General features: G+C 69.5%; 12 protein-coding genes. 2 read left to right on the top strand and 10 right to left on the bottom strand.

The features are described 5' to 3' along the window. Positions 1–27: 27 nt before the first annotated feature. From ABD331_RS43965 to ABD331_RS43920, 10 genes are all read right to left on the bottom strand, one after another. Positions 28–3,129, bottom strand: a complete 3,102-nt coding sequence (locus ABD331_RS43965) for a hypothetical protein (protein ID WP_344488960.1) — start codon at positions 3,127–3,129, stop codon at positions 28–30. An 89-nt stretch (positions 3,130–3,218) separates the two neighbouring features. After that, entirely contained in the window at positions 3,219–4,535 is a 1,317-nt protein-coding gene (locus ABD331_RS43960; protein WP_344488957.1) for a lipopolysaccharide biosynthesis protein, read from the bottom strand. Beyond that, positions 4,528–5,331: a polysaccharide deacetylase family protein gene (locus ABD331_RS43955; RefSeq protein ID WP_148434579.1), complete on the bottom strand. Its 804-nt coding sequence runs from the start codon at positions 5,329–5,331 to the stop codon at positions 4,528–4,530. The genes ABD331_RS43960 and ABD331_RS43955 overlap by 8 nt, the downstream gene beginning before the upstream one ends. Next, positions 5,328–6,269, bottom strand: a complete 942-nt coding sequence (locus tag ABD331_RS43950; RefSeq protein WP_344488953.1) for a glycosyltransferase family 2 protein — start codon at positions 6,267–6,269, stop codon at positions 5,328–5,330. The genes ABD331_RS43955 and ABD331_RS43950 overlap by 4 nt, the downstream gene beginning before the upstream one ends. A 12-nt stretch (positions 6,270–6,281) precedes the next feature. Next, positions 6,282–7,058: a glycosyltransferase family 2 protein gene (locus tag ABD331_RS43945; protein WP_344489011.1), complete on the bottom strand. Its 777-nt coding sequence runs from the start codon at positions 7,056–7,058 to the stop codon at positions 6,282–6,284. Positions 7,059–7,269: 211 nt separating this feature from the next. Continuing rightward, positions 7,270–8,400 carry a GNAT family N-acetyltransferase gene (locus ABD331_RS43940; RefSeq protein ID WP_344488950.1) on the bottom strand — a complete coding sequence of 377 codons (1,131 nt, stop codon included), beginning with the start codon at positions 8,398–8,400 and terminating at the stop codon, positions 7,270–7,272. Continuing rightward, the gene (locus ABD331_RS43935) at positions 8,397–8,768 is read right to left on the bottom strand and encodes a hypothetical protein (protein WP_080045753.1); all 372 of its coding nucleotides are present in this window, start codon (positions 8,766–8,768) and stop codon (positions 8,397–8,399) included. The genes ABD331_RS43940 and ABD331_RS43935 overlap by 4 nt, the downstream gene beginning before the upstream one ends. A gap of 266 nt (positions 8,769–9,034) precedes the next feature. After that, positions 9,035–10,600, bottom strand: a complete 1,566-nt coding sequence (locus tag ABD331_RS43930) for an RNA polymerase sigma factor (protein ID WP_344488939.1) — start codon at positions 10,598–10,600, stop codon at positions 9,035–9,037. Positions 10,601–10,716: 116 nt separating this feature from the next. After that, a complete protein-coding gene (locus tag ABD331_RS43925; RefSeq protein WP_344488936.1) occupies positions 10,717–12,399 on the bottom strand; it encodes a substrate-binding domain-containing protein in 1,683 nt (560 codons plus the stop codon). Positions 12,400–12,659: 260 nt separating this feature from the next. Then, positions 12,660–13,298 (bottom strand): cation diffusion facilitator family transporter, encoded by a 639-nt coding sequence (locus tag ABD331_RS43920; protein ID WP_344488933.1) that lies wholly within the window; start codon positions 13,296–13,298, stop codon positions 12,660–12,662. A 148-nt stretch (positions 13,299–13,446) separates the two neighbouring features. On the opposite strand from ABD331_RS43920, the gene ABD331_RS43915 reads away from it, so the two are divergent. Together ABD331_RS43915 and ABD331_RS43910 are read left to right on the top strand one after the other, a co-directional pair. Then, positions 13,447–14,217 (top strand): DUF4184 family protein, encoded by a 771-nt coding sequence (locus ABD331_RS43915; protein WP_344488930.1) that lies wholly within the window; start codon positions 13,447–13,449, stop codon positions 14,215–14,217. Beyond that, entirely contained in the window at positions 14,210–15,022 is an 813-nt protein-coding gene (locus ABD331_RS43910) for a TrmH family RNA methyltransferase (protein WP_344488927.1), read from the top strand. The genes ABD331_RS43915 and ABD331_RS43910 overlap by 8 nt, the downstream gene beginning before the upstream one ends. Positions 15,023–15,091: the final 69 nt, after the last annotated feature.

The raw sequence follows: 15,091 nt of genomic DNA, 5'->3' as shown, positions 1-15,091 counted from the left end.
CGCACAAGCTGAGTGTTTCCTGTGAATTCAGTTATTTTGTGCGATATAGATGAATCGCTCGATGATCACTGCTAGCGCGATCGCGAACGCCGGGACCGCCAGGAACAGCAGGCGTTTGCGAGCCCTCGGCGCCCGGTTCGGGCCGTTCAACCGGATGATCTCGTACCCGAAGAGTGCGACCCAGGTCACAGCCAGCGCGCCGATGCCCACCGGCGTCCACGGCGAGGTGGGGTCGCCGCGCCCCTTGTAGGGGTTCGGCTCGGGGATCTCGGTGCCGCGGACGAACGTCTTCCAGGTGTAGAGCGCCGCGTCGTCGTTGGAGAAGACCCGCTTCAGATCAGGCGACTTGTCCAGCGCCGCACGGAACCGCTCGCCCCAGTCCTTCGGATAACCCTCGTTGAGCTGCAGGTAGCTGACCTGGCCGCGGCTCACCATCAGGTACGAGTTCCGCGACGCCTCCTTCAGCGCCTGCACGGCGTCGGTCACCTTCGACGGGTCCTTGTGCACCAGCGCCTGGAGGTTGAAGCTGACCTTCTCCACGTCCCGCTCGCCCCACGGCAGCGTCGGCGTCACCTCGGGCCCGATCTTGGGCACCAGGTAGAGCACCCGCGCGCTGGGCTCGTCGTGGTCGTAGATGTAGTGCAGGGCCGCGACCTCGCCGGTCGTGACCCGCTCGAACTTCTCGTTGCCGTACCTGGCCAGCAGGAACGCGAACGCGAACACGACCGCGAAGCACGCCGCCAGCACGATCGAGATCTTCTTGGTCAGCTCCGGGTTGAAGCGCACGTTCCGCTTGCGCAGCGGCACGGTCTCCTCGCGCACGTCCGCGCTGTCGGCCGGCATGTTCGGGAAGAACGCGTACGCGGCCAGCAGGCAGGCGCCCGGCAGCGCGAACATGTAGATCCGCAGCCCGATCTCGCCGCCGTAACTCTGCAGGCCCAGCGCCAGCACCGGCACGCACAGCAGGATCAGCGCCGAACGGTCGAACACCCCGCGCCTGATCCGCCGGAAGATGCCCACCGCCGCGCAGGCCAGGATCACCGCCAGAATGCCCAGGCGGGCCTGCAGCACCATCGCGTGCGCGGGATCGGCTCCCTCGATGCGGTCGCCGGTGTTGCTCTGCAGGTTCTGCAGGATGTTGCCCAGGCCGCCGAAGATCGTGTCGATCTGGCTGGCCCAGAAGCCGACCGTCATGTAGCTGATCCAGGCCAGCACGATCAGGCCCAGGAAGAACGGCAGCGCCCAGGTGAGCGTCGTCCGCTTGAAGATCAGGAACGCCGTCACCACGCCGAGCATCATGAACGGCGTGATCTGGTGCGAGGCCACCGACGCCACGAACAGCGCCACCAGCATCATCAGCATGAGCAGCTTGTCGGCCCTGAACGTGCCCGTGTTGGCCAATTCGCCCGGCGTCATCGCGTCCAGCTTGCCGATCAGCTTGCGCAACCCCTTCGGCGGGATCGGCTTCGTGCGCGGCTCCACCCGTCCGAACCATCTCAGCAGGATCGCCACGAACGCCAGATACAGCGCGAACGTGAAGCCCTGCGGCGAGAAGTAGTCCTGCCCGATCCACTGCACCAGCACGAACAGCAGCGCCGCGAACCAGCGCGCCTTCGTGGTCGCCACCACCTGGCGCAGGATCAGCACGAACGGGAGCAGGTAGAGCAGGTTCGACAGCAGCGGCGTCCACTGCAGGATCGGCGTCAGGTCCGTGATCCCCGCGGCCTTCGTCACGAACGCGAACAACGCGAAGAAGCCCGGCCAGCCCATGCGGGCGTCGATGTTGATCGCCGTCTCGCCGGTCCTGCCGATGAACTCCACGAAACCGGCGTGAATGTAGGCGGTCGGGAAGCGCGGCTCCTCCGCCACCAGCGCGCCCGCGCCGTGCAGCGCGAACGTGATCGCGGCGATCTGGAACAGCAGCAGGAACTTGCGGTCGCTGCTCTGGGTGACCGTGATGAAGAACGACACGATCATGATCAGGATCGCGATGAACGCCGTGGTCGGCAGCGCCGAGATCAGGCCCAGGCCGTCGATGTCGGCCGGGTTCACGCCGCGCAGCGGGCCCGGGGGGACCTTGAGGGCGAGGACGTACATGATCAGGCCCTCGACGACCAGCAGCGCGGGCAGCCACTTGGGGGCGCTCGCCACCAGAGCCCCGATCCCGCCCGCCTTGCGGGGCTTGGCGGGGGGCTGCTGCTGTTGCGGTCTGGGCAGGGCCTGCTGGGGTGCCTGCTGCGGCGGGGCCTGCTGGAACGCGGCCTGCTGCGGTGGTGACGTCGGTACGGGCTGCGGTCCCGACAGGCCCTGGGGCGAGACGCCGGGGGCGGGCTGCACCAGGTCGGCCAGGCCCTTCTGAGCCGGTCGCGGCCCGGCACCGGGCGCGGGCTTGGCGCCTGGGCCGGTCGCGGGCTTGGTGGTGGGGTGCGCGCTCATGGGCTGCGTTCCGGCACCGGCGGGCTGCGGCCCACTGACAGGCTGCGGCTTTCCGGGCGGGGCGGGCTGAGGCCCACTGGCAGGCTGAGGTTTGCCGGGCGCGGCAGGCTGAGGCCCGCTGACAGGCTGGGGCTTCCCAGGCGCGGCAGGCTGCGGCCCGCTCACGGGCTGGCCGCCTGCGGTCGGCTTCGCGCCGGCGGCGCCGGGCTGCTTGCCGGGCGGGGCGGGCTGAGGCCCACTGGCAGGCTGAGCGCTCGCGGTGGGCTTGGCCTCTGCGGCGGGCTTGGCATCGGAAGCAGGCTTGGCACCCGAGGCGGGCTTGGGACCCGCAGAAGGCTGCGCGCCCGTGGAAGGCTTCGTGGCGGGCTTGGTGCCTGGAGCGGGCTGAGCGCTGGAGGGAAGCCGCAGGTTGGGCGAGGTGTCGCCCTCCTCGGGCTCCTCCTCGACAGGAGCCTCCCCGCTCGCGGGCTGCACAGGCATGGAAACCGTGCCGGCCGCCGAAAGCTCGTCAGCCTCCTCGGCGGTGGGCGGATGCCCGATGTGCACAGGCCCAGGCAGCCGGACGGCCGTGGTCGCTTCCGCGTCCGGCACGGCCTTACCCTCGCCGTCGCCGGAGCTCTCCGAGGAGTCCTCGCCCGGGGGCGTGAACGTCAGCTTGGGGATGACTCCCGTAGCTTCCGGATCGAAGGGCACGTCTGACTCCTCCTTGTCCCCACGCACGTCCGGGGAGCCCGTGATCCCCGTTTGCATGCCATCGCCGTCCCGTTGCCTCACGTTGACCATCATGAAGCCCCGGACGACCCCTGGGTGACAGTCGACCTACCGCTTTCGTCGATTTTGAGAATTTTACGTAGATTTCCGAAGATCAAAAGTGCGACAAGTACCTCGCTGAAGAGCAATCCGTACCCCACGGCGTTCACCCCGAAGTGAGGGAACAGTGCCACCGTGGACACCAGCACGAGCGCCGCCAGCCCGATCTGGACGATCGCCAGCGTCCGCGCCTTGCTCTGCGCCCGCAGCGCGCTCAGGTACACCTCGATCAGCACCCGCGGCAGCACCGCCAGCGCCATCAGCCGCAGCAGCGTCGTGCCCTCCTCGGCGAACTCCGAGCCGAAGATGCGCAGGATCAGCGGCGCCCCGAGGATCGCCACCGCGATGATCGGGGTGACGATCATGAAGGCTCTCCGCAGCGCTCGCCGGCAGTTCATCGCCAGGGCGGTGCGGTCGAAGGAGCCCTCGACGGTGAGCGACACCGCCATGTTCATGGCGAGCAGCTCGATCATGCTGGCCAGGGTGTGCGCCATCGAGAAGCGGCCGAACGTGGCCTCGCCGACCTGCGTCGCGATCACCACGGGCACCAGGTAGACGATCGCCAGGATCGACAGCGTCCCGGGGAAGTCGCCCGCCAGGAAGCGGCCGACCTCGCGCAGCCGGGGCGGGTCCTGGCTGGGGTCGGCCTGCTTGACGTGCCGGGGCACGACGACGCCGAAGATCAGCCAGTTGACCGGGATGAGGGCCAGCGCGGTCGGGATCACCCAGGAGACGAAGATGCCGCCGGACGGCAGCGCCCCCGCCATCGCGACCAGGAGCCCCATCTTGACCACGCCGAAGATCAGGTTGTTCAGCGGCACGAAGGTGGCCCTGCGCAGGCCGGTCAGCACGACGTCCTGGAGCGTGAACACCGCCCACACCACCACGGACGCCAGGAAGAACAGCCCCGGCCCGAAGCCGCCCAGCACCGAGTACGTCTTGCCCCACATGGGCAGCGTCAGCAGGAACCCGATGGCCGCGACCCCGCCCGTGGCGGCGGCCAGGCCGTACCCGCGCAGGATCAGCTCGGGCGTGCGGCGGCCCGCCACCGGCAGGAAGCGCGCCAGCGCGCCCACGAAGCCGAGCGCGGTCAGCGACGCGAACAGCCGCATGGCCGTGATCACGGCCTGCCCTCGGCCGAACTCCTCGGGCGAGTAGAAGTGCGCCGCCAGCAGCCAGTAGCCCATGCCGAGGACGCCGGTGATCACGGTGTTCGCCATCAGCGCGTAACCCTGCAGGAACAGCGGGTTACGCAGGTCGCGAAGGAGCTTTCCCCAGAGGCTAGACATTTCCGCGCACCCGCTGCAATCCGTACCTCGTCCTGCGCACCACCGCGTACCCCTTGGTGAGGATGCGCTCGCGCATGTAGATGAGAGGTACGGCATTGCCTTCGACGGCGCGCTTGAACATGTTGATGGTCGTGCTCTTGCCGACCGTCAACCGGGGGATGGCGAGCATGTCATGACGATCTGCGGCGATCGTGTTACTCACGGCGCAAGCGGCGAAGTATCCGGCCTTGCGCACTTCTCGGCGGACTCGGGCGCTGGAGTACCCGTACGGGTAGGCCATGGTGGCGACCGGCATGCCGATCTTCTCCTCCAGCAGCCCCTTGTTCCTGCGCAGCTCCTGCCGCAGGTCCTCGGTGCGGAGCTGGTCGAGCTGGGGGTGGCTGTGGCTGTGGCCGCCGATCTCGACGCCGGTCTGGGCGGCCTCGCGGGCCTGACCCCACGACAGCATGTCGTCGAGGGGACGGCCTGCGGCGTCCTTGCCCGCGTCGGACACCCAGCCGCTGGTCAGGAAGACCGTGGCGGGGAAGTTGTGTCGTTCCAGCAGCGGCAGCGCGTGACTGTGGAAGTCGGCGTAGCCGTCGTCGAACGTCACCACGATCGGCTTGGCCGGCAGCGACAGCCCGTTGTTCTTGTTGAACCTGGCCACCAGGTCGCCCAGCGTGAGCGGCGTGAAGCCGCTCTCCGCCAGGTAGGCGAGCTGGTCGGCCAGGTCGGACGGCCGCACCGCGTGCGGCTTGGTCTCGTCGTTGGGCGAGTCGGTGACCGAGTGGTACATCAGGATCGGTACGCGGATCATGACCGTGCCACCTTCAGCCGTACGGAACCCACGACGTAACCCCAGGTCGTCCAGACCAGCCCGACGACGATCGCGGCGGCCCTGCCGAGCCCGCCCAGGTCGCCGCGCACGGCCTCGCCGACCCCGCGCAGCGCGCCGAGCGGCAGCGTCTTGATCGCGTGCGCGCGCTCGCTGGACAGCCCGTCCTGGGTGCCGACCTCCCGCGTCACCAGGGCCTTCGACAGCCCTTCCGCGTAGCACCTGGACCTGAAGTAGGCGAACCGCTCGCGCTGCTTGGACACCTTGTGCCCGATCACCGCGCGCGGCTCGAACAGCATGACCGAGCCGGGCTTGCGCTGGCTCAGCCTGATGCAGAACTCGGTCTCCTCGCACCCGAGCGGGCGCGACTTGCGTCCCTGCACGCTGCGGCCGATGCCGCTGTGGAAGCCGCCCACCTCGGAGACGGCGTCACGCAGGAAGGCGGCGTTGCCGCCCATGACGTTGCGGATCGGCGCCCTGACCGCGGGCATGCCGCGGTAGGTGCAGCCGACCGTCCAGTCGAACTCGTACGGGAACCAGCGGGGCCGCCGTCCCGACGCCCAGATGGGGTCGGTACGGCCGCCCACGCCGACGACACCGGTTTCCTGGAAGCCCTCCTCCAAAGCCTCCAGCCACCCGGGATCGGCGACCGCGTCGTCGTCGAGAAAGGCGACGATCTCACCGTTGGCCGTGGCCACACCGGTGTTCTTGCCACCGGACAACCCCTGCTCGTGCGTGTTCTCCACCACGATGACCTGCGGGTACTCGTGCTTGAGCTTGAGATGCAGGTCGGGGTTGTGGTCGACCACCAGGATCAGCTCGTGTGCCGGGCGTGTCTGGTTCTCGACCGACTCGACTGCCTGCCTGATGTCCTCCCACCGTTCGTCGGTGTAGACGCAGATGACAACAGACGTGTTCACAACGATCCTTTTTTATGCGACGCCTCGGTCAGCGGCGGGAGTGGCGGCGGGCTCAGGCTGAGGGGGAGTGGGCTGGCGACGCCACTCCTTCAGGATGGTCTTGAGCACGCGGAAGCCATCTCGTACGACGTGCAGGTTGCTTTCGCCGTGGATGCGGTTGCGCTCGTGGCTGGGCACCTCGTGCACCTTCAGCCCGGCCTTGGCCGCGCGCACGTTCATCAGCGTCTCCACCTCGAAGCCGTCGCAGTCGAGGTCGAGCACATCAAGGTGGCGCGCCCAGAAGGCGTTGTAGCCGTAGCAGAGATCGGTGTACTGGGTGCGGTACATCACGTTCACGATGCCGGTCAGCACCTTGTTGCCAAGGCGACGGTTGATCGTCAGGTCGTCGCTGCCGCCCCCGGCGGCGTAGCGCGAGCCCTTGACGAAGTCGGCACCGGTCACCAGCGCGCCCACAAAGTTGATGATCTCGCGGCCGTCGGTCGAGCCGTCGGCGTCGATCATCACGATGATGTCGCTGGTGCAAGCGGCGAAACCGGCGGACAGGGCGTCACCCTTGCCCTTGCCCGTCTGGGTCACCACTTTGACGTTCGGCCGCAGCCGCTTGGCCACGGCCACCGTGTCGTCGACGGAGTTGCCGTCGACGAGCACGATCTCATCAACCCACTGCGGGATCGTGGCAAAGACGTGCGGCAGGTTCTCCGCCTCGTTCATCGCCGGCACGACCACGCTGACCGTCGGGGAGATGGCCAGGTGCGGGGTGACCGGCGTGAAGCTCGAAGGCGGCGGCATCGACCGGAGGGGCGAGGAGTGAACCTTGCCGTTGTGCTTGGTTATCTCGGGACTCATGGCGAGGGAAATCCTTCCGGGACCCCGCTTTGCGGGCCGGACGGAACCACCCCCGGGTGCTGCGGGAACGGCGAAGCCGGCAAACGGTGCATCGAAGGGTCCTGTGGGGTGTGAGGGTGTTGGTGCTGGTGCCGGGGGGTGTTGCCGGGGTCGCTCAGCGCGCTCCCGTTGGTTCCTGACTTACTGCATTGGAGGGCTCCTGACGTTGCATCGAGGTGCGCACCCGTCCGAAGCCCTTCAGGACACGGTCGGCCGCTCTATAAAGAGACGGTCGATCCATGACAATTGTTCGGGCTTTGTTGAAAGGAGTTCGGCCCATCCAGTGAACGGCCGCCGAGGCGGACGGACGCGAGACCCGGCCCTCCGCGACGTACAGGACGCCGCTCTTGAGCCAGTCCTTGTACTCCTTGCCACCCTTGCCCATGTCCACCATGTGCAGCCCCGCGTTCGCGGCGGCCTCGGCCATCTGCAGGTGGTGGACGATGCCCGGCGAGTAGCGGGCGTACTCGGTGTCGTAGGCGGGGAACCACCCTACAAGCGTGGTCGCCGTACGGAGCCCGAAATGGCCCGCCACCGGGACGTCTCCGGCATAAAGCATGGTCAGGACGCCCGCGAAGTCCGATGAGTTCTCGGCATGCATCATGTCCGTCAATTCGACGATCCACGGCTGCGCGAACCTGTCCACCCGGCCAGTTCTCTGGTACTGGTCGGACTTCCAGGCGAGCAGGGTGCGCAGCACCTCGGGGTCGGCGGACGACCACTCGAGGCGGAGCTCGCCCTGCTCGCGGCCCATCTTGCGTTCCTTGTAGCGGACGGTCTTGAGGTTCTTCGGCGAGTTGGCCTTGACCTGCTCGACCCAGGCCTCGAAGCCCGAGGTGAAGTCCATGACCGGCGCGGGCCGGACGTCGGCCTCGTACGGCGCGAACGTCGGCTGCCCCGCCACCAGGTGGTCGAAGTCGAAGACGCTCAGCTTGCAGGCCCGCAGCAGCGCCTTGGCGTCGAGCTGCAGGTCGGGGACGGAGATCAGACCGTGGCAGGTGGTGAGGAAGCCGCCGAGCGGCTTGCCGATGCCGAAGCTGTGCCGCTCGTAGGGGAAGAACCCCTTGATGCCGCTCCCGTCGGAGATGACCGCCACCCTCACGTAGTCGCGCAAGCGGTCCATCGCCACGGCGAACTCGACGGACAGGAACGGGTTGTCCAGACTGCGGTCGGCCTTCTGCAGCTCCCGCCATCGGGCGCGCTCGGAGTCCCCGAGCTCTCCCGGCCGAACTACCTGGATGTTCACCTTGCCCTGGCCCCCTGTTCGGTCTGCATGCTCTTCCCCCGGTACAACACCCGAAGCACGTACATGAACCCTCCGAGCACGGCGACCGTCGCGACACCCGCTCGGGGCGACCACGCGTTGAAGAGCAGCATGGCCTCGGCGAGGAGCACGTTGAGTACGAGACTCGCCGCGGCTCCTACGGATAGTGCGGCGAGGGGGTCACGATCACGCAACAGTCCCACCACTGCCGCCCCTGGCACGACCAGAAGGAACAAGGAGATCAGGAACGGGCGCAGCGGTGTCTCGATGTCGAACAACGCGATGACCGCTCCCGCGATGCAGGCGAGCGCGACCAGCCAGGCCAGCGCTCTGCGGTGCTGCTTGAGCATCTCCTGTCTCTCTCCTGCCTTGCTGGTTGTAGCACGATTGATCGCAGTTCATGGGACCAATCCACGCTATGACACGTCAATGCCGACGCTTGGTGACACGCTCCGGTTTACCGGCATGCCGGGGTTTCTCGTGTGACCTTCGACACACGGTCAAGTGATCGGCATGTTTTGGTGCGATCCCCAAGCACACCAGAATGCCCTATGTAGCCTGGTGTTCACGAGTCAGGGTCCGATTTATATACGTTTGTCGTGTTAAAACTGTGGAGTTACTGTGAGTCGGCGCTCGACTGCTCCACGGAGCCCTGCCCGGACGTGGTAGCCACGCCCGCGCTCGGCGACTCGGTCGGCTCCTCGGTCGCCGGCGGGTCGTCGCTCGGCGGCGCCGGAACGTCGTCGCCCTGCCACGACAGGGAGCACGTCGCCGTGCCGCCGTTGGAGGTGAAGGTCACCCGGCCGCTGCCGGGGGCGTTCGGGTCGACGACCGTCACGACGACGGCGGCCGACGTGCCCGCCCTGACGGAACCGCTCGCCGGGTGCACGTCCAGGCCCTGCGAGGCCGTCGCCACCCAGGAGACGGCGGAGTTGCGTGCGCTCAGCCCGATCGTGGCCACGCCGGTGATCGCCCGCGGGCACGAGGCGCGCAGCCGGGCGGCGGGCACGGGCCTGCGCCGGGAGGTCGTCGGCGCGGCGGCCTGCCTGCTGCTCCTGCGCGGCGCCGCGGCCGGCGGCGTGATCCGGGGCGACGGCGTGGGGGTCGGGCTCGCGCTCGGCGTCGGCGACGGGCTGGGTTCGTCCTCCTCGAACACCGGCTCGGGCGTGGGGCTCTCCTCCAGGGAGGGCTCGGGCGAGGGGATCGGCCGCAGCGTGGTCGTACCGGCCGTGCCGCCCGCGTTCATCACCACCACCGCGCCCGTCGCGGCCAGCAGGCACGCGCCCGCCAGCACCAGCGGCGCCAGCCGGCGCGGCCGGCGCCTGCGCGAGCGGCGCTCGGCCGGCACGGGGAACCCCGACCGGTCGAAGCTGTCGCCCCGGTCGGTGATCAGGACCCGCGTGTCGTCCAGCTCGGGCTTGACGCACGTGTCGATCACCCGGCGGCGCAGCGAGATCGCCGGGTACGCGACCGGCAGCATGTCCAGCAGCTTCGCCGCCGCGATCTGCCGGTGCCTGCCCTCGGTGCACACCTCGCACCCGCTGATGTGCCCCGACAGCCGGCGCCGCAGCAGCGGGGTGAGCGGCCCCTCCCAGGAGTCCAGCATCGCCGACAGGTCGGGGCAGTGCGCCCGGCCGGTCCTGGCCAGCACCACGGCCGCGGCGGCGTTCTCCAGGTGGTCGCGGGCCCTGCCCAGCCGGACGGCCGACTGCCGGGAGGTCAGCCCGAGCACCCCGCCGACCTCCGCCGGGGTCAGGCCGTGGCGCACCGACAGCATCAGCACCTCGCGCTGCCCCTTGCTCAGCTCGCCCAGCGCCTCGTGGACCAGGTCGGCCAGCTCGGGGTCCGCGCTTTCGGCGATCTCGGGGAGCGGCATGCCGCCGGACGGGGTGCCGGAGCGGCGCGCCATCCTGGCCCGCACCTGGAACCTGGTCAGCGCGTACAGCCAGGCGCGCAGCCGGCCGGGCTCCCTGAGCCTGGCCACGCAGCCCTGCGCCGTGACCAGCGCGTCGTGCACGGAGTCGGCGGCCACGTCGCCCTGGCCGGACAGGGTGAAGGCGTAGTCGTGCAGTCGTTCCGCGTAGGAGTCGTAGAGCGTGGCGGGAGCGGCGCTCTCCGCGCGCCGCAGAGCTTCGACCAGCTCCTGATCGCGCGCACGATCGACGGTCGGCCATCCAGGCACGGATTCCCCTCCCCGCAGGTAGGACGCTCACTCAAGCCCCACGCGGAGAGGACGCCGCCTCGATCGGCCAGGTTCGCCCGCCATGCCGAACGAGCATGGCGGGCCCGCCGGCTAGCTCAGCCGTCGCAGTTCGGCATGCACAGGCGGCGCTCCATGCCCTGGAGGAAGAACTCGCGCACCTGGAGGATGTTCTCGGCGATGTACGCCTCGCCGCCCGTCGCCTTGGCCACGGCCTCCATCTGCGCCTTGCCCTTCTTGGCGTCCGGGCCGAACGCGATGAGCAGGATGGTGAGCGGCCGCTTCGGGTTGTAGGTCTTCTTCAGGAACTCCAGGAGCTCGGCGTTCTTGACGCCGCCGTCCGGGTCGTCGTTGCCCGCGCCGTCCGTGAGGATCAGCAGGGTGTTGACCTTGTCCTCCTGGAACGACTTGGTCAGCTCCGTGTAGGCGGCCTTGATCGTGTCGTTCAGCCCGGTGTCTCCGGTGGACTTGGCCTGGAGCTGCGCGAACGTCCTGACCAGTTGCTCCTTGCGGGTCGCCCCGTCGATCGTCTCGCTGAGCGGGCCGACGGAGACGAGCTCCTTGTAGTCCTTGCCCTGCCCGTCCAGGTGGGTCGAGAACGACCACAGCCCCATCTCGGACCCGGCGGGGAAGAGCCCGAGCCCCTCGGTGGCGATCCGGTTGATGGCCTGCATGCGGGTCATGTTGGTGCCGGGCACCTGCAGCGCCATCGTGCCGGAGACGTCGAGCAGGGTGAGCAGGCGGGTGCCGAGGTTCAGCCGGGTCCAGGTCTGCACCATGCGCGCCACGGTCGCGCCGTCCGGCGGGTCCAGCGCGGCGGGGGTCTCGGCGGTGAAGCCCTTGTCCTCCGTCAGCGCGTCGCCCGCCTTGCCGTCGGTGCCGCGGAAGCCCGCGTCACGCAGGATCTTCTTGGCGGACTCGCCGGTCAGCGCCTGCTTGAAGTCGGCGGCGGCCTTCAGCGTGCCGGGGTCCTTGGTCAGGATCGTGACCGGGTAGTCGAGGCTGAGCGTGCCCTCCTTGGGATAGAGGGCGACCACCGGCGACTCGGGCTTCTTGACGTTGTGGGCGTAGATGGCCTGCTCGGACGTGACGCCCACCGGCACCCTGCTGCCCGACTTGACGGTGAGGCTGGCCAGCAGCGCGGTCGAGTCGGACGCGAGCTGGCCCGACAGCTCCTTCAGCGCGCCCACCAGCGCCTGGTCCTGCTTGGCCGCCCTCGCCGTGCCCGCCGCGGCTAGCAGGGCCGCCAGGCCGGCCGAGTTCTTCTGCGGGTCGAGGGCGAGCACCCGCACCTTCCTGCCGGGGCCGTCCACGTTGGCCACGTTCGCGGCCGAGATCATCGAGACCCAGCTCGGCTGGAGCGCGCCGGACAGCTTCGCGGCGGCCGACTTGGCCGCGGCCAGCACCACGGGGGAGGTCGCGATCGACCCCTCCACCTGCGGCAGCGCGTCGCCGTTGCCGGTGGCGCGGATGCTCTCCATGAGCAGGCTGGAGTCGGCCACCCAGAAGTCGGCGGTGGCCTTGCCCGCGGCCAGCGCGTTGGCCGTCCTGGCCGCCGCCTCCTTGGCCACCGTCACCTCGACGCACTTGCTGTCGATCGAGTGCAGCGCCTTGTTGTAGTTGCCCGCGATCTTGTTGAGCGCCGGCTGGATGTCGGGGGTGGCGACGACGCGCAGCGGCAGCTTGCCGCCCGAGCAGTCATGGTCGCGGTTGAAGATGACGAACGCGGCGACACCGAGGAGCACGGCCAGGGCGACGGCTCCCGCCAGCGGGACGAGCACCCTGCCGCGACCGCGTCTGGCTCTTCTGCGCGGTGGTGGTGGTTCGCTGGCCCTGTATCCGCCGTCGAGATCGTCTGTGCGGTGTCGCCCCACGATGTCCTCTTAGGTGTTCTCGTGACCTTCCGGAGACCCTAGCGGGAGATGCTCCGCAATACTTCGGGAACGATACTCGGTGCGGTCTCTGTGGCAAAACAGCCCTTTTGGTGCGACGATTACCTAATGTGACGGTCGTCGATGAGGAGCGTGACCGTGATCCCGTGTCAATGGCAACAGGTTCGACCGTGCCAGGCGCGCCCGCCCTCCCGTACGGCGACGGCCGCCAGCACCACCGCCACCAGCGGATCCACCCACCACCAGCCCACCGTGTTCAGCCACAGCCCGGCCAGCACCCCCGCCGCCATGGCCGCGCAGATGAGGTTCTGCGTGCCCTCGCCCGAGGTGGCCGCCGACGCCAGCCGCGACCCGAGCCGCCGCTTGGCCATCCCCAGCACCGGCATGCTGACCAGGCTGACCGTCGTCACCACGATCCCCAGCACGCTCGGCTCCGCCCGGTGCCCGGCGTCCAGATCGTGCGCCACGTGCAGCACGAGATACGGCGCCAGCAGCCAGAAGCTCACCGCCACCGCCTTCCTGGCGGTGCTCTCCGCGCTCGGCGACAACGTGCGCGCGCCGGTGAACCGCCACACCACGATCAGGCTCGCCGCCGCCTCGACGAACGCCGACAGCCCCCACCCGATCAGCGCCACCGAATGCGCGGCCAGGCCCGCGGCCAGGCCGAGCGTGCTTTCCACGCCCAGCCAGGCCAGCGTCGCCACGGAGAGCGAACGAGCGGCGCGCGCGGCGCGCAACCATTCGGCTGACGCGGCCGGATGCTCCTGAATCCGCTGATCAGGCACCATGAACCCCCGAACTCCCGGCTATCCGGCCGTCGACAGCGTTACGTACCGTACCCACTACCGCCCGTGACCTCGTAGTACGCCCGTAAAGCAAGGTCAAGTTTCGGCCCGCATAATGATCACCGGGGGTTGCCGACGAGGGGGAGACGCCGTGCCGTTCACGCCGAGCCATGTCGCCGCCGTGCTGCCGATGATCGGCTCGGCGCGGCTGCGCAGGTACCTCGACCCGTGGGCGCTCGCGCTCGGCGCCATGGTGCCCGACCTGCCGGTCTTCCTGCCGTTCATGCCCGACTACACCGACACGCACTCCTGGGTGGGAGTCGTCACGATCGACCCGCTCGCCGTGCTGATCCTCCTGCCGCTCTTCCACGCCGTCCTGCGCGACCCCCTGATCGCCCTGCTCCCGCCCGGCCTGGCCGGTCGCGCCGCGCTCCTCGTCCCCGACCGGCTGCGACCGCTCCCCATGGCGGCCGGCGCCGTCGTCGGCGCCGCCACCCACGTCCTGTGGGACTCCTTCACCCACTCCACCGGCCCCGTCGAGTGGGGCGCGTGGCTGTCCGTCTCCGTCCTCGGCGTGATCAGGCTCTTCCGCCTCCTCCAGTACGTCTCCTCCGCGATCGGCCTGGCCGTGGTCGTGTGGTGGGGATGGCGCGGCCTGTCCCGCATGCCGGCGGCGCCCGTACCCGACCGGCTGCGCCTGCGGCCCCGCACCCGCTGGGCCGTCCTGGGCGCCGCTGCCGCCGGCGTCCTGGCGGGCGCCCTGCTCTGGCCCCTGATCGACGAGCCGAACCCGGCCTTCGGCGTCGCCGCCGTCATCACCAAGACGGGCGCGGGCACCGTGCTCGGCCTGGCCGCCGTCCTCCTCTGCTACTGCGTGGTCTGGCAGGTCAGGCGGCGCGTGGCAGTATCGGAAGGTGCTTGAGTACGTCACCGACGCCGACGACCCCCGCCTGTCCGACTACACCCGGCTCAGGGACGTCGAACTGCGCAAGAGCCTCGAAGCCGAACGCGGCCTCTTCCTCGCCGAGGGCGAGAAGGTCATCAGGCGGTCCATCGGCGCCGGCTACCCCATCCGCTCCGTCCTGACCACCCGCCGCTGGCTCACCTCCCTGGAGGACGTCCTCGGCGAGGCCACCGTGTACGTCGTGAGCGACGAGATCATGACCGGCATCGCCGGCTTCCAGGTGCACAGGGGAGCGCTGGCCTCGATGGAGCGCCTGCCCCTGCCCGCCATGCAAGCCCTGCTGAAGGACGGCGCAAGCCGCCTCCTCGTCCTGGAGGACCTGGTCGACCACGGCAACGTGGGGGCGATCTTCCGGTCGGCGGCGGCGCTGGGGGTGGACGCGATCATCCTGTCGCCCCGCTGCGCCGACCCGCTGTACCGGCGGGCGGTGAAAGTGTCGATGGGGGCGGTCTTCTCCATCCCGTACGCGCGGATGGACGACTGGTTCGACGGGCTCGCTCAACTGCGCGGGGCGGGCTTCAAGACCCTCGCCCTGACCCCCGCCCAGGACGCCGTCCCCATCGACGAGATGGCGGCGGCCGAACGGGTCGCCCTGCTGCTGGGCGCGGAGGGCGACGGGCTCTCGTCCCACTGGCTGGCCGAGGCCGATCAGGCCGTCTGCATCCCGATGAGCGCGGCGGCGATGGCAGCGGGCGTGGACTCGCTCAACGTGGTGGCCGCCGCGGCCATCGCCTGCCACGGCCTGATGCGCCGTTCCGGGTAATCACCGGGGCCGTCAGGTGTCAAGCGCCCGGCACAGGGCACGGGCAGACACCACGCCACGGTTAGGAGA

The organism is Nonomuraea monospora (assembly GCF_039531895.1).
Lineage (GTDB): Bacteria > Actinomycetota > Actinomycetes > Streptosporangiales > Streptosporangiaceae > Nonomuraea > Nonomuraea monospora.
The sequence above is the reverse complement of the archived record's forward strand: the minus strand, read 5'-3'. Positions and strand labels throughout refer to the sequence as shown.

Bases quoted from the DNA above. Each gene is read 5' to 3' on its own strand.
- ABD331_RS43920 (WP_344488933.1), bottom strand. From the start codon at position 13,298: ATGGTGCCTGATCAGCGGATTCAGGAGCATCCGGCCGCGTCAGCCGAA.
- ABD331_RS43960 (WP_344488957.1), bottom strand. From the start codon at position 4,535: ATGTCTAGCCTCTGGGGAAAGCTCCTTCGCGACCTGCGTAACCCGCTG.
- ABD331_RS43955 (WP_148434579.1), bottom strand. From the start codon at position 5,331: ATGATCCGCGTACCGATCCTGATGTACCACTCGGTCACCGACTCGCCC.
- ABD331_RS43945 (WP_344489011.1), bottom strand. From the start codon at position 7,058: ATGCCGCCGCCTTCGAGCTTCACGCCGGTCACCCCGCACCTGGCCATC.
- ABD331_RS43935 (WP_080045753.1), bottom strand. From the start codon at position 8,768: ATGCTCAAGCAGCACCGCAGAGCGCTGGCCTGGCTGGTCGCGCTCGCC.